At 67.2% G+C, this 13797-nt stretch carries 16 protein-coding genes; 3 read left to right on the top strand and 13 right to left on the bottom strand.

Annotated features, from left to right (window positions below; all coding sequences use genetic code 11):
- Positions 1–101: 101 nt before the first annotated feature.
- From rplT to infC, 3 genes are read right to left on the bottom strand one after another with little or no spacing between them, the layout of a single operon-like run.
- Entirely contained in the window at positions 102–455 is a 354-nt protein-coding gene (gene rplT, locus YM304_RS10330; RefSeq protein WP_015441628.1) for a 50S ribosomal protein L20, read from the bottom strand.
- A gap of 37 nt (positions 456–492) precedes the next feature.
- On the bottom strand, positions 493–690 hold the full coding sequence (gene rpmI / locus YM304_RS10325) for a 50S ribosomal protein L35 (RefSeq protein WP_015441627.1): 198 nt from the start codon (positions 688–690) through the stop codon (positions 493–495).
- Between the two features lie 57 nt (positions 691–747).
- Positions 748–1389, bottom strand: a complete 642-nt coding sequence (gene infC / locus YM304_RS10320; protein ID WP_015441626.1) for a translation initiation factor IF-3 — start codon at positions 1387–1389, stop codon at positions 748–750.
- 436 nt (positions 1390–1825) lie between these two features.
- On the opposite strand from infC, the gene YM304_RS22390 reads away from it, so the two are divergent.
- Together YM304_RS22390 and YM304_RS10310 are read left to right on the top strand one after the other, a co-directional pair.
- Positions 1826–2824, top strand: a complete 999-nt coding sequence (locus YM304_RS22390; protein WP_162142055.1) for a class I SAM-dependent methyltransferase — start codon at positions 1826–1828, stop codon at positions 2822–2824.
- Between the two features lie 93 nt (positions 2825–2917).
- On the top strand, positions 2918–3337 hold the full coding sequence (locus YM304_RS10310) for a hypothetical protein (RefSeq protein ID WP_015441624.1): 420 nt from the start codon (positions 2918–2920) through the stop codon (positions 3335–3337).
- A 44-nt stretch (positions 3338–3381) separates the two neighbouring features.
- On the opposite strand, the gene YM304_RS10305 is transcribed toward YM304_RS10310, so the two are convergent.
- From YM304_RS10305 to def, 7 genes are all read right to left on the bottom strand, one after another.
- On the bottom strand, positions 3382–3726 hold the full coding sequence (locus YM304_RS10305) for an MGMT family protein (protein WP_015441623.1): 345 nt from the start codon (positions 3724–3726) through the stop codon (positions 3382–3384).
- A complete protein-coding gene (locus YM304_RS10300) occupies positions 3723–3941 on the bottom strand; it encodes a S1 domain-containing protein (RefSeq protein WP_015441622.1) in 219 nt (72 codons plus the stop codon). Before YM304_RS10300 ends, YM304_RS10305 begins: the two co-directional genes overlap by 4 nt.
- A complete protein-coding gene (hisG, locus tag YM304_RS10295; protein ID WP_015441621.1) occupies positions 3938–4810 on the bottom strand; it encodes an ATP phosphoribosyltransferase in 873 nt (290 codons plus the stop codon). Before hisG ends, YM304_RS10300 begins: the two co-directional genes overlap by 4 nt.
- Before the next feature lie 120 nt (positions 4811–4930).
- On the bottom strand, positions 4931–5413 hold the full coding sequence (locus YM304_RS10290) for a MogA/MoaB family molybdenum cofactor biosynthesis protein (protein ID WP_015441620.1): 483 nt from the start codon (positions 5411–5413) through the stop codon (positions 4931–4933).
- Positions 5410–6672: a transcription antitermination factor NusB gene (locus YM304_RS10285; protein WP_015441619.1), complete on the bottom strand. Its 1263-nt coding sequence runs from the start codon at positions 6670–6672 to the stop codon at positions 5410–5412. The genes YM304_RS10290 and YM304_RS10285 overlap by 4 nt, the downstream gene beginning before the upstream one ends.
- The gene (locus tag YM304_RS10280) at positions 6669–7502 is read right to left on the bottom strand and encodes a methionyl-tRNA formyltransferase (RefSeq protein WP_015441618.1); all 834 of its coding nucleotides are present in this window, start codon (positions 7500–7502) and stop codon (positions 6669–6671) included. Before YM304_RS10280 ends, YM304_RS10285 begins: the two co-directional genes overlap by 4 nt.
- Positions 7503–7512: 10 nt before the next feature.
- Positions 7513–8058, bottom strand: a complete 546-nt coding sequence (def, locus tag YM304_RS10275; protein WP_015441617.1) for a peptide deformylase — start codon at positions 8056–8058, stop codon at positions 7513–7515.
- Between def and YM304_RS10270 the strand changes: the two genes are divergently transcribed.
- Positions 8048–8734, top strand: a complete 687-nt coding sequence (locus tag YM304_RS10270; RefSeq protein WP_197536955.1) for a class I SAM-dependent methyltransferase — start codon at positions 8048–8050, stop codon at positions 8732–8734. The two genes, def and YM304_RS10270, sit on opposite strands and share 11 nt — an antisense overlap.
- 43 nt (positions 8735–8777) lie before the next feature.
- Here YM304_RS10270 and YM304_RS10265 read toward each other — a convergent pair whose 3' ends face one another.
- From YM304_RS10265 to metK, 3 genes are all read right to left on the bottom strand, one after another.
- Positions 8778–10742, bottom strand: coding sequence for a HelD family protein (locus tag YM304_RS10265; protein WP_015441615.1), 1965 nt, complete (start codon positions 10740–10742; stop codon positions 8778–8780).
- 70 nt (positions 10743–10812) lie between these two features.
- On the bottom strand, positions 10813–12564 hold the full coding sequence (locus YM304_RS10260) for a primosomal protein N' family DNA-binding protein (RefSeq protein ID WP_015441614.1): 1752 nt from the start codon (positions 12562–12564) through the stop codon (positions 10813–10815).
- Positions 12565–12597: 33 nt separating this feature from the next.
- Positions 12598–13788, bottom strand: coding sequence for a methionine adenosyltransferase (gene metK, locus YM304_RS10255; RefSeq protein WP_015441613.1), 1191 nt, complete (start codon positions 13786–13788; stop codon positions 12598–12600).
- Between the last annotated feature and the right edge of the window lie 9 nt (positions 13789–13797).

Below are 13797 nucleotides of genomic sequence, written 5' to 3'. Positions count from 1 at the left end.
ACCCAGAGATCGAAACACCGAGGGCCCGAAACGGCGAGAGGCCGTGCCCGGTGGGCACGGCCTCTCGTTCGAAACACCCGGTGACGGGTATCGGGATCAGCTCAGAGAGCGGCCTTGGCCTTCTCGACGAGCGTCGCGAACGCTGCTGCATCGGTGACGGCGAGATCGGCGAGGATCTTGCGGTCGACTTCGATGCCGGCGGCGTTCATGCCCGCGATGAAGCGGCTGTAGCTCATGTCGTTGAGACGACACGCTGCGTTGATCCGCTGGATCCAGAGGCGACGCATCTCGCCCTTGCGAGCACGACGGTCACGGAAGGCATAGTTGCCCGACCGCATGACCTGCTCGTTGGCGGCGCGGAACGAACGGCTCTTGTTGCCGTAGTAACCCTTCGCCTGATCCAGGACCTTCTTGTGGCGGTTCGTCTTGGTGACGCCACGCTTTACTCTTGCCATTGTTCTTGTCTCCTCGAGAGTTCAGGGGGTGTGTGACTCAGCGCTCGGCGAGGAGACGCTTGATCTTCTTCGCATCACCAGGATGCACGTCGACGTCGGCCTCGAGGCGACGCTTGCGGCGCGACGACTTCTTCTCGAAGAGGTGCTGGTTGTTGGCCTGCTCGCGACGGAGCTTGCCCGTCCCGGTCTTCTTGAACCGCTTCGCGGCGGTCTTCGATGTCTTCATCTTTGGCATCTTGATGCTCCTTGTCGTACGAGCCGAACTGCGGTGCGCCGCAGACGGCGTGACGCCTCAGTCGGCGTCGGTCGCAGCTGACGAATCGTCCGCTTCGGACGACGTGTCAGTCGAATCTGCGACGTCTTGTTCGGCTGCCTTCTCGGCTTCCTCGCGCTCGATGCGCTGGGCTTCCTCGAGTTCAGCCTTCTTGATGGCCTCTTGGGCCTGCTTGTCCGGTGACAGCACCATCGACATCGCACGACCCTCGAGTCGTGAACGGCTGTCGAGTTTCGCTGCCGGTCCCACCGCTTCGATGACCTGATCGAGAATCTTCGCCCCGAGTTCGGGGTGCGCCATCTCGCGGCCGCGGAACTGCAAGGTCACTTTGACCTTGTGTCCCTCGTCGATGAACCGAACGACGTTGCGTGTCTTGGTGTCGAAGTCACCCTTGCCGATCTTCGGCCGGTACTTGACTTCTTTCACCGACACGTTGGTCGACTTCTTGCGGGCCTCTTTGGCCTTCTGGTCCTCTTCGTACTTGAACTTCCCGTAGTCCATGATTCGACATACGGGCGGGTTCGCGCCGGGGGCGACCTCGACGAGGTCGAGATCGAGTCCTCGGGCCATACGCAGCGCCTCGGGAACGGGTTTGATTCCGAGTTGGTCCCCGCTGGGTCCGATCAGACGGACTTCACGGGATCGGATACGGTCGTTCACGCGGTGCTGTTCTCCACGCGGTTCTGGTCGTCGCGGTGCTATGACTGCCTACTCCTGTGCAATGGGCCTCCCCATGTGATGAATACTGGTGCTCGACGCGATGTCCCGCGGAGCGACCAGTCATCGAACCGGCGCCCCACCGTGATCACTCACCGTGTTGCTGCCGTGCCGCTGAACAGTCTCAGCCTCAGAACCTGGGCGCACGATTGATGCGGATCGCTCCGGATCGGTTGTGGCCAGGTGGGGGATGAACCCCACTTCGCCTCAGTTGTAACTCCGCCAGACTAGCGGTCGCGGCCGTCGAAACCTCGCACCCCCATTCGGTCGCCCCGATCCGGGTGGACGCGCTCTACATTGACGCAACATCATCGGTGGCCGCTTCGGCGCCCCGACCGCCCTTCGCACCCTCCGCCATTCCGGCCGAATGGAGACCCACATGAACGACCACCCCGATGCAGCGACTCGTGGCGCACGCATCTCTGCTCGTGCCAAGGGCGGCGTGAGTTCGCTCGCCCAGCGGGTCGTCGAGTCCGAGCGCATCCGGGCACGCCTCCTCCGGTCGTCGCAGTTCGTCGACTGGCTCACCACCGACCCCGACGTTCGCCACACGCTCTCGGCCGCGGAGTCGTTCCGAGCGCCGTTCCACGCCGAGACCCGTCTCGGTCCGTCCGACCCGACGATGGAGGTCGACGTCGAGGTCGGCGCGGAGCAGCTCGATGCGGCGTTCGAACGAGTGCGAGCCACCTGGGAGACGGTCGGGGTCGACGAGCCGTTCTGGTCGGTGTTGAGCGCCGACCAGTACAAACGCGACCAACTCGCCGACACTGCCGAGTTCTACGCGTCGGGAGAATTCCACGTCGATCATCTCGACGCCCTCCTCCGACGCAACGGTGTCGACGTCGCTGCGGTCGAATCGTGCATGGAGTTCGGGTGTGGAGTCGGCCGCATGACCGTGTGGCTGGCACGCCGCTTCGCACAGGTGACCGGCTGCGACATCTCTCGACCCCACCTCGACCTCGCTCGCGCCGAGATCGACCGCCGAGGGCTCGACAACATCGAGCTGCTCCACGTCGCCGACAAGGACGGGCTCGGCGCGCTCCCCCAGGTCGACCTCGTGTACTCGGTCATCGTCCTGCAGCACAATCCGCCGCCGATCATGGCGTTCATCCTCGGTCGACTCCTCGCCTCGGTACGGCCGGGCGGGCACGCGGTGATCCAGTTGCCGACCTACGACCGCCGCTACCACTTCAGCATCGACGAGTACCTCGCCCCCGAGTCGGTCGACGGCATCCTCATGCACGTCCTGCCACAACCGGACGTCTTTGCGATCATCCGAGACGCCGGGTGCGAACTGCTCGAGGTGTACGCCGATCACCTCGCGGGGATGGAACCCAAGACGATGTCGAACACGTTCGTCGTCCGGCGCCCGGCCTGACCGCGACCCCGAGACGGCGACGCCCGAAACCGCGACGCCCGAGACCTCGACGGTGCGGCGAGACCTCGACGGCGTCGTCGGTATCGTGACAGCGTGAGCGATTCCGACTTCGACGATCTCAACGCCAACCTCTCGGGCTTCGGCTCGGCCGACGACGACGACGGAGGCGAGGCCACAGACGGCCCCGCTGGCCCCGGCGAGTTCGACCTGAGCGACCTCGACCCGGAGCAGCGCAGCCAGATCGAAGAGGCGCAGCAGGCCATGGAAGAGGCGCGAGCCCGACTCGCCGACGTGCCGGCCGAAGTCGTCGTGACCAACCACGTCATGGGGCTGTACGAGCTCGCTGCGATCCACCTGTCGGCCGAAGAACCCGACCTCGTCCAGGCGGCGCTCGCCATCGACGCGGTCGCCTGTCTCGTCGACGGACTCGGCGACCGGCTCGGCCCCGATGCACCGACCATGGTCGAGGCGCTCAACAACATCCGTCTCGCGTTCGTCCAGATCAAGGGCTGACCACCACCGCGACGCCCCCGGCCCGCGGCAGCCCAGCGGGCGGGTCAGGCCTCGGGGTCGTGGAAGCGGCCGACCGGTGCGTGGACGATCTTGCCGTTTCGCACCACGACGTCTTCCTCGGCGAGCAGGCGAGCCTGGAGTCTCGGGTCGCCCGCCCGCAACACTCCCGCCGCGTTGACGACGCGCCACCACGGCACCTCGACGTCGGTCACTCGCAGGATCCGCCCGACGAGACGTGACTGCTTCGGATAGCCGGCCACCTCGGCGACGTCGCCGTAGGTGGTGACCTCGCCCTCTCGCAGCGACATCAGCACGTCGACGATGCGACGTGCTCGCTCGACGCGCTCCTGCCGTTTACGTTCGGCATCGGAGACGCGCTGGTCGGTCACCGGCGGATGTTCGCCGCTTCGTAGCGGCCGAGCTTCGCGAGGAGATCGAAGCTGACTTCGGTCGACACCGGGATGTCGCGACTGCCGTCGGCGATCTCGATGCAGTGGAACTCGTAGCGCTCGCCGTCGGCCGACTCGACCGATCCGAGGCCGACGGCGGCGTCGAACTCGGTGACCACGCCGGTCAGCCCTCGTCCTCGGGCGAGTTCGGTCACGGGACGATCTTGGAGATCGGCATCTCGACGAGGTCGGTGGCTCCGGCCTCGCGGAGCGCCGGAATCACCAGGTTGATCTGCTTCTTCTCGACGACCGACTCGACAGCGAACCCGCCGTCGGACAGTGGAGACACCGTCGGCGACTTCATCGACGGCAACACGGCGAGCACCGCGTCACGCGCTGCCTCGTTGACGTTCAGCTTCAGCATCACGCGGCCGCGAGCGTCGAGCACGCCGTTGAGGAGTGTCATGATCTGCTCCATCGCCTTGGCCTTCTCGGGGTCGGCGGCCGACACGGGGTTGGCGATGACCTCGGTGTAGCTGGTGAGGATCGTGTCGATCACCTTGAGTCCGGCGGCACGCAGGGCACGGCCGGTCTCGGTGATCTCGACCACGACATCGGCGATGTCGGGGATCTTGGCTTCGGTGGCCCCGTACGACAGACGCACGTTGGCGTCGACGCCGTTGTCGGCGAAGAACCGCTTGGTCAGTTCGGGGTACTCCGACTGCACGCGCACGCCGTTGGGCAGGTCTTTGACCGACTCGGCCGGGTTGTCGCCGGCCACGGCCACGACCAGACGGATCGGCTTGCTCGTCGCCTTCGAGTACTTGAGTTCGCCGAGGCTGACGACGGTGCTGTTGGTCTCCTCCACCCAGTCACGACCGGTGATGCCGATGTCGAAGAGTCCCTCCTCGATGTACATCGGGATCTCCTGTGGGCGCAGGATGCGGACCGATTCGATTCGAGGATCGTCGATGTTCGCCTGGTAGTCGACCGAGGACGAACGCTGAACCGGGAGGTCAGCTGCCTCGAAGAGTTCGAGCGTCGCTCGTTCCAGCGAACCTTTGGGCAAGACCATACGGAGCACGTCGGCGAGGCTATCGCCAGCAGGGTCCGCGCCTCCCAGACGTTTGCGTCACGCCATCGGGCCGGTGTCCGGCACGGCCCGCCACCCCGGGCGCGGTCGGATCAGGTGCGTCGGCGACGTTCAGTGATCGTTGTCGGTGTCGGCCATGAGCCGCAGAGCGTGCGGGAGCACGTCGATGATCGCTTCCAACTGCTCGACACACCCCTTGGTGCTCCCCGGGGTGTTCACGATGATCGCGTCGCCACGGGTGCCGGCGATGCCACGCGACAGTCGACCCAGCGGGTTGCACAGCCGCATCTTCTCCGCGAGGCCAGGAGCTTCACGTTCGAGGACGTACCGGGTCGCCTCCGGCGTCTGATCTCGGGGAGCGAAACCGGTACCGCCGGTCGACACCACCAGGCCGGCGAACTCGTCGGTCATCTCGATGAGCGCGGTCGACACGTTCTCGGTGCCATCGGCGGTGACCCTGCGGTCGACGACATCGAAGCCGTTCGCGGTGAGGAAGTCGGCGAGCGCCTGACCGCTCTTGTCTTCACGAGTTCCGTGGACGACGCCATCGGAACACGTGAGCACCTTGGCCTGGGGTTTCGGCGCGTCGCTCATGAGACCCGACGGTATCGAATCATGACCATGCCGTCGGTGTCGGCATCGTGCGGCAGTACGCGCCAGCCCTGCTGGTGACGGCGCCAGCGACCCGACGGCGGCTCGGTGTCGTCGACGACGAAGCCCTCGGGCGTGGTGTGATCGACCGACTCGGCGTCGATCAGCGTGCAGACCGAATAGATCAGACGGCCGCCGTCGCCGACCAGTGCCGCGGCCGACGTGAGGAGTTGGGCTTGCAGGCGTGCGAGCTCACGCACGTCGTTCGGTTCGATCCGCCAACGGGCATCGGCACGCCGACGAAGCGAGCCAAGGCCCGAGCACGGCGCATCGAGCAGGACCGCATCGAACGTTTCCGGCCTGAACGGCGGCCGGGTGCCGTCGGCGACCAGGACGGGCAGGTCGAGTTCGAGACGTTGGACGTTCTCGGCAACGAGCGCGGCGCGATGCTCTTGGCGGTCGGCGGCGACGACGCTCGCCCCGGTGTGCGCCATGGCCGTCGCCTTGCCACCCGGTGCCGAGCACATGTCGAGGATCCGCTCCCCCGCTCTGGCTTCCACGGCGTAGGCGACCCACTGCGACGAGATGTCTTGGACGTAGCCGTCGTCTCGGGCGCTGACCGTCGGCGGCTCGTTCATCTTCTCGAGCGCGGCGATCGACTCGTCGCCGAGGTCGGCCGCCAGCGCGTCGGCGATCCACTCGGGATAGCTCAGGCGAGCAGCATCCGACGGCCACACCATGTCGGCCACGTCGAAGTCAGCGACGCGCCGCAGCACGGCGTTGATGAAGCCGCGGGTCTTCGTCGGCGACAGATCGACGGTCGCGCTGACGGCGGCGTGGGCCGGCACCCCGGCGAAGACGAGTTGATAGACGCCGAGTCGGAGGATCGAGCGGGTCTGGTCGTCGGGCGGCTGATTGGCGAAACGGTCGATGATCGCGTCGCACGCTCGGCGCATGCGGGTCGAGCCGTAGACCAGTTCGGTGGCGAACTTGCGGTCCTGCTCCGACAGATCCGACGCCGCGAGCATCGGGCCGAGCACGAGGTTGGCGTAGGCCCCGTCGTTCTCGATACGGCGAAGCACGTCGAGGGCGACGCCTCGGGCCATGCCGCGCGCTGCCGTTCGCGAGGTCGGCTTCGGCGTCGTCGTTCCGACCTCCGTCTTGCGGCCGGTCTGCAACGCAGCTCTGCGCTGCTTGCGGTTGAGCGGCTTGCCCGTCGGCGGGGCGAAGGCCGTCTGGTCGGCGTCCGGCTGGTCGCTCACAGGCCGCCGAACCGTTCGTCGGCCGTGGGTTGTGCGCCGTTGCGCCATGCGTCGAATGCCATCGGGCCCTTGCCTTCGGGTTGCACCACGGTCGGGAGGATGCTGCCGTCGACGAGGTCGGCGGCGTGGATCTTGAGCCGCTTGCCCCGGAACGTCGTCCAGGCGCCGCCCACGCGGATCCGGCGGTGCACGTCGATCATCGACTGCGACCAGTCGATCTCGAACTCGTCCTTGGTCAGCTTGGACGCGTAGAGCGGCTCACCGCGCTGCGGCGTCGGATCGTCGATCCAGTCGGTCACCGGTGTCGCCAGTTGCTCGACGAGCAGATCGGCGCCGACGTCGACGAGCGTGCGGCGCAACTCGTCGGCCGTCGTGTCGTCGCCGATCGGCACCCGACGTTCGGCGTAGATGCCACCCGTGTCGAGGCCTTCCTCCACCCGCATCACGTCGACACCGGTCTCGGCGTCGCCGGCGAGCAGCGCCCGCTCGACGGGTGCGGCGCCACGCCACCGCGGCAACAGCGAGAAGTGCAGGTTGACCATCGGCAGCACGTCGAGCAGGTGTGGCTTGATGATGCGTCCGTAGGCCACGACCACGCCGAGTTCGGCGCCATCGTCGGTGACGGCAGCGAGCACGTCGTCGGGGTCGTGCGAGACGGTGAGCCCGAGTTCGAGCGCAGCGGCCTTCACCGGGCTCGGCGAGAGAGCGCCGCCCCGGCCCCGCTTCTTGTCGATGCGGGTGATGACGCGAACGACATCGTGACCAGCGTCCACCAGTGCGCGGAGCGGCGGAACCGCCATCTCCGGGGTGCCGAGGTAGACGAGCTTCACTCGCCCAGCCTCAACTCGACCGCAGCCGGCGCAACGGGTTGCGGCGAGCGGCGGCCGCCTCGGCGGCGGTCTGCTCTTCGATGCGGCGGTACTCGGCGAGCGCTTCGGCCCGCTGGTCGCCTTCGAGACGATCGAACATCAGCACGCCGTTGAGGTGATCGATCTCGTGCTGGAACATGCGCGCTTCGAGTTCGTCGGACTCGATCTCGATGATCTCGCCCTGCAGGTCGACACCGCGGACGAGCACGGTCTTGGGTCGGATCATCTCGACGTACAAGCCCGGGATCGACAGGCAGCCCTCGTCGTACGCCCACTCGCCGTCGGACTCGACGACCTCGGGGTTGATGATCGCCATCGGGTTGTCACCGAGGTCCCACACGACGACCTGCTTCTGCACACCGATCTGCGGCGCGGCGAGCGCGATGCCATTGCCCGACTCGACGAGCGTGTCGAACATGTCGTCGACGAGCCGGATGATCTTCCCGTCGACGTCCGCGACCTTCAGTGCCTTGCTCTTGAGCACCGGATCGCCGTATGTCCTGATCTTGTACGACATTGCTGCCAGGCTAGGGCCCGTGGCCCCCCAACCCGACGAACATGACGATCATCACGCTGCGACGGGCCGGTCCGAAACCGCCGACGCGCACTACTTCGACGACGATCCGACGGTCCCGTCAGACCCCGTCACGATCGATGTGACACTGCCCGACACCGCGTTCACGCTCGAGACCGACCGTGGCGTGTTCAGCCGTGGTCACGTCGACAACGGCACGAGCTTGCTCATCCGTTCCGACGCCGCACTGGCCTCGTCGGGGCACCTGCTCGACCTCGGCTGCGGCGCCGGACCGATCGCTCTGACCATGGCTCGCCGCTCCCCCGGTTCGACGGTGTGGGCGGTCGACGTCAACTCGCGAGCCCGTGAACTGTGCGCCCGCAACGCCAAGCGCAACGGGATCACCAACGTGCGCGTCGCCGCGCCAGGCGATGTTCCCGACGACGTGCGTTTTGCGACGATCTGGTCGAATCCGCCGATCCGAATCGGCAAACCGGCGCTGCGCGAATTGCTGACCGACTGGCTCGGCCGCCTCACCGACGACGGCACCGCAACCCTCGTAGTGCAGAAGCACCTCGGCGCCGACTCGCTGCAGAAGTGGCTGATCGGCCAGGGCTACGCCACCTCCCGCGTGGCCAGCAAAGCCGGCTTCCGCCTGCTCGCCCTCACCTCGGACTGACCAACCTGGTCATTTCCATCCGGGAAGGAAATCACCAGGTTGGTCAGTTGGCGATGACGGCGGGTGGCGTGGAGTCGGTGACGAGGACCAGTCGCTGGACGGCGCGAGTCATCGCGACGTAGAGCAATCGGGCGCCGCGAGGTGTGTGCTCGACATCCAACCGGCCCTCGGCGAGCACCTCGTGCGGGTTGACGACGAGCACGCCGTCGAACTCGAGTCCCTTCACGGCGTGTGCCTCGAACACCGGCACCTCGGTCGGCCCCAGGTCGTGCACGTGCGCCACCCCGGTCAGACCTTCGATTTCGAGCGACGCGCCGATCGCATCGTGCAGTCGAGCCGGCGCCACGATGCCCATGACCTTGTGCTTCTTCTTCAGCGCCGCAGCTTCGGTGGCGACGCGACCAGGCAACTCGTCGCTGCCGCACGATTCCCACACGGGCGCATCGCCGGCGAGTCGCACGCTGCGACTCTCGGTCGCGTCGACATCGGTGAGCGGGAGCAAGCGGTTCGCGACGCTCAGCACGGGCTCGGGCACGCGGTAGCCGATCGTGAGATCGGCGACGATTCCCGACGAGCCGTCGGGTCCGAGATGCGCGAACACGTCGTTCCAACGCTCCTGGCCCGCCGGCGTGGTGGACTGAGCGACGTCGCCGACGAGCGTCATCGACGACGCCGGACTGCGGCGACCGATCACACGGAGCGCGACCGCCGAATGGTCTTGTGCTTCGTCGACCACGACGTGCCCATAGGTGAACGGCGATCCGTCGAGCAGCGAATTCGCTTCGTCGACAAGCAACTGGTCGGCCGGCGTCCATGCCCGCTTCTTGCCCTTCGGGCCACCGAGCTGCGCTGCGAGCAACCGGTCGACGAGCTTGATCGGCTTCTGGGTCGGCCACGCCTTGGTGATCGCCGACTTCAACGGACCGGCGCTCGCCCACGCATCGTCCTTGCCGCTACGCCGCAAGAGTTCACGTTTGGCGATCGCCGTGAGACGAGCCCGGCGCTCGTTGATCGGCGTGTTGCCCGCCTTCGCCGTCGCCACCCATCCGGCGAACTCGGCAGCGCTGATGACGTGATTGCGCACGCCGATCGGCACGACGATGTCGTCGTCGGGGGCGCTGATCGCTCCGAGCGCCGCTGCTTCGAGGTCGGCGAGCCGATCGGCTGCCCCCTTCCAGCGAGCGGCCTCGGCGTCGTCGACACCCGTGACCTCGACACGCGGGATGCACAGCTCCTGTGCGGTCGCCTGGCGCACGCTGCGCTCACCCAGCGACGGCAGGACGTTGCCGATGTAGTCGAGGAACGCCTGGTTGGGGCCGACGATCAGCACGCCGTCGCGGGCCAAGCGAGCTCGATGTTCGAACAGGAGGTACGCCGCTCGGTGGAGCGCGACCGCGGTCTTGCCGGTGCCAGGTCCGCCTTGAACGATCAGCACCTGGTCGATGTCGGAGCGGATCACGACGTCTTGCTCGCCCTGGATCGTCGCGACGATCTCGCGCATCTCACCACTGCGCTCGGCGCCGATCTCGGCGAGCACCGGGTCGGGGATTCCGGCCGCTGCTCCCCCGGCGTCCGGGTCGTCGAGATGCTCGTCGAGGTAGGCGGTCAACGCTCCGTCGTCGAGGGTGAAGCGACGGCGGAACGCCACGCCGAGCGGGTCGATCGCCGTCGCTCGGTAAAACGGCGCGGCGATCGGCGCCCGCCAGTCGACCACCACCGGGTCGTGAGCGTCGTCTTCGATGTGACGCCGGCCGATGTACCACTCCTCGCGATCGCTCCCGTCGAGATCGTCGCAGTCGATCCGTCCGAAGAACTCGCCGGCCCCCGGGCTGCGCAACGATTCCAGCGCATCGCCCACCGTCATCTCGACGAACTCCTGGGTGATCTCGTCGGCGGACGCCGAGGGATCGAGCGCTTCGAACCGTTCGATCATCCGGTCGCGAGCGGCCCCAGCCGCGCGAAATCGGGCCTGCTCGTCGGTGAGGTCGGGGAACAGGTCAGCAGTCATGAGGGCGTTCGACCGTATCGGATCACGACCGGTTGTTTCCCTTGGACCGGGACGAAAAGAAACAAGCGGGTCAGATGCGGGCGGGGTCGACCTCGACTCGGATGCGCGCTCCGGGCGGGCGTTCGGCGGCGTTGAGCGCCTCGCCGAGCACGGTCCACGATTCGGCACGAACGAGATGGTGATCGTCGTCGATGTGCCCGACCTGCACGACGTCTCGGTCGAGTTGCTCGATCACCTCGTCGCTGAACCCGCCGGAGATCGATGCCAACGCGCCGTACGGCGGCAGGTGCAGCATCTCGCGTCGGGAGCGTTCGGCATCGAGCACGAGGTCGGGATCGGCGCGGAACGCCGCCTGCACGACCTCGTGGTCAGGGTTGAACGTCTGGATCATCACCTCCGGCGCCAATCGGCCGGCTCGAATGATCAACGCGAGCGCCTGCTCCGAGGCCCGGAACCGTGGCGCCAGCATCTCGGAGTCGAACTCCAGGAACGCGACGACGTCGGCTCTGTCGATCCGGTGCAGCACCGCTTCGGTCCCCACGTAGATGTCGGCCCGCTTCGGCGGCTCGTCGTCGGCACCGGTCACGGCGACGACGGGTCGGTTCGCGGCCGCCTCCAGTTCTTCGCGAAGGCGCGTCACGCCGGGTCGCAGATTGGCGAACTTCGACGCACCGCACGCCTGACACACCGCGGGCCGCTCGGTTCCACATCGCCGACACGACAACCGGTTGTCGTCGGTCAGGCCGACCGCCGCATCACACGTCTCGCAGCGGATCAGCTCCCGGCACGTACGGCACGCCAACACCCGGGCGCGACCGGTGATGTTGCTCACGCACACGACGTGCTGCAGCGGATCACGGAGCCGTTCGATGAGCGCCGAGGTGATCAACGAGCGCTTCCACGGGTCCTCGTCGGTCCGGTCGACCACCTCGACTCGCGGCCAGTGCAAGCGCTCGCGATCTCGCGGCGGATGAACGACACCTCCGGGGCCAGCCAGTTCTTCGACCGCGACGAGCGTCGGCGCGGGCGACACGAACACGGCCGGCACCCCGGCCCGGCGGCACCGTTCGGCGACCACGTCGCGTGCATGCCAGGTGGGCGAGCGTTCGTCTTGCAACGCCTCGTCGTGCTCGTCGACCACGATCGCTGCGGCCAGGCCGGCGCACGGCATCCAGGCGGCGCTGCGCGAACCGATCACCACGTCGACACCACCGGCCGCCGCAGCCCAGTCGTCGGGCACGTAGGCCACCGTCGCGCCGGTGCGCCGCAGGCGTGACGCCAGCAGCGCTGCGTCGTGGTTGGTGGGCACGACCACCAGAGTCGGGCCGAGGCCGATCGCCGACAGCACCGAGGGCAGCACGTCGCTGCGCGGTGGCAGCCGGAGCACACCGCCACCCGATTCGAGCAGCTTCGTCGTGGCCGGCGAACTCGGGGCCGGCGCAGTCGCCCGCCGGTGCGGGGGCGGCAACGTCCGGACCGCGTTGCGCGGTGAGGCGGTGACGAGGAACGGGCGGATGCGACGGGCCGCCCATCTGACCGAGGCCCAGTGAGCGAGTTCGATCAGCTCGGGCGCGGGCCCATGACCGCGCACCTTCGCAATGGGCTTGAGTTCGTCGGCCGGGACCGCCGGCTCGTCGGGGAGCTCGATGACCCAGCCACCGATACGGCGGCCGTGCAGCTCGACACGCACCATCGTGCCGACCTCGACCTGATCGACGAGGTCGTCAGGAATCGAGTAGTCGAACGGTTTCGCCAGCCCGGTGACGTCGGGCAACACGCGAGCGCATCGAACCGTGTGACCGAACAGCAACCCGTCGGTCACGGCCGGTCACACAATTCGATGCGTGCGGTCAGGTCAGGCGCCGAGCGCGGACTTGAAGTCGTCGAGGCGGTCGAGCTGCTCCCACGGGAACTCTTCGCGACCGAAGTGACCGTAGGCAGCCGACTTCTTGTAGATCGGACGCTTGAGGTCGAGGTCGCGCACGATCGCGCCGGGACGCAGGTCGAACGTCGAGCGAACGGCGGCTTCGATCTTCGCCGGATCTTCGGCAGCGGTACCGAACGTCTCGACGAGGATGCTCATCGGCTGCGCCATGCCGATGGCGTAGGCGAGCTGGATCTCACAGCGATCGGCGGCGCCGGAAGCGACGACGTGCTTGGCGACCCAACGGCCGGCGTAGGCAGCCGAGCGGTCGACCTTGGATGGGTCCTTGCCCGAGAAGGCGCCGCCGCCGTGGCGGCCCATGCCACCGTAGGTGTCGACGATGATCTTGCGGCCGGTGAGGCCACAGTCGCCGACCGGGCCACCGATGACGAACTTGCCGGTCGGGTTGATGTAGATCTCGTAGTCGTCGTCGGCGAACTGCTCGGGGATGACGGGGCGGATGACCTGGTCGATGAGATCGGGACGGATGACGGTGTCGCGGTCGATCCCGTCCTGGTGCTGCGTCGAGATGAGCACGGCCTTGAGTGCGACCGGCTTGCCGTTCTCGTCGTACTCGAAGGTGACCTGGGTCTTGCCGTCGGGGCGCAGGTACGGAACCTGACCCGACTTGCGCACGTCGGCGAGACGCTCCGACAGGCGATGTGCCGTGTTGATCGGCAGCGGCATGAGCACGTCGGTCTCGTTGCAGGCGTAGCCGAACATCATGCCCTGGTCGCCCGCGCCCTGCAGGTTGAGCTGATCTTCACCGGCGGTGCCGCCACGGAACTCTTCGCTCGTGTCGACGCCCTGCGCGATGTCGGGGCTCTGCTCGTCGAGGGTGACCATGACGCCACACGTGTTGCCGTCGAAACCGAACAGCGCGTTGTCGTAGCCGATGCCGTTGATGGTCTCGCGAGCGATCTTCGGAATCTCGACGTAGGCGGTCGTGCTGACTTCGCCGGCGACGACGCACAGGCCGGTCGTGACCAGCGTTTCGCATGCGACTCGAGCGTCGGGATCCTCGGTGAGGATGGCGTCGAGCACGGCGTCGGAGATCTGGTCCGCCATCTTGTCGGGATGCCCCTCGGTGACGGATTCGGAGGTGAACGAGTAATTGGCCATGTGATGTCC

Source organism: Ilumatobacter coccineus YM16-304, assembly GCF_000348785.1.
Lineage (GTDB): Bacteria > Actinomycetota > Acidimicrobiia > Acidimicrobiales > Ilumatobacteraceae > Ilumatobacter_A > Ilumatobacter_A coccineus.
Note: the sequence above shows the minus strand (reverse complement) of the source record. Positions and strands in the feature narration are given on the sequence as shown.

What these genes read in the sequence shown, in the direction of transcription:
- rplT (WP_015441628.1), bottom strand. Translation starts at nt 455, where the DNA reads ATGGCAAGAGTAAAGCGTGGCGTCACCAAGACGAACCGCCACAAGAAG.
- rpmI (WP_015441627.1), bottom strand. Translation starts at nt 690, where the DNA reads ATGCCAAAGATGAAGACATCGAAGACCGCCGCGAAGCGGTTCAAGAAG.
- YM304_RS22390 (WP_162142055.1), top strand. Translation starts at nt 1,826, where the DNA reads ATGAACGACCACCCCGATGCAGCGACTCGTGGCGCACGCATCTCTGCT.
- YM304_RS10290 (WP_015441620.1), bottom strand. Translation starts at nt 5,413, where the DNA reads ATGAGCGACGCGCCGAAACCCCAGGCCAAGGTGCTCACGTGTTCCGAT.
- def (WP_015441617.1), bottom strand. Translation starts at nt 8,058, where the DNA reads ATGTCGTACAAGATCAGGACATACGGCGATCCGGTGCTCAAGAGCAAG.
- YM304_RS10265 (WP_015441615.1), bottom strand. Translation starts at nt 10,742, where the DNA reads ATGACTGCTGACCTGTTCCCCGACCTCACCGACGAGCAGGCCCGATTT.
- metK (WP_015441613.1), bottom strand. Translation starts at nt 13,788, where the DNA reads ATGGCCAATTACTCGTTCACCTCCGAATCCGTCACCGAGGGGCATCCC.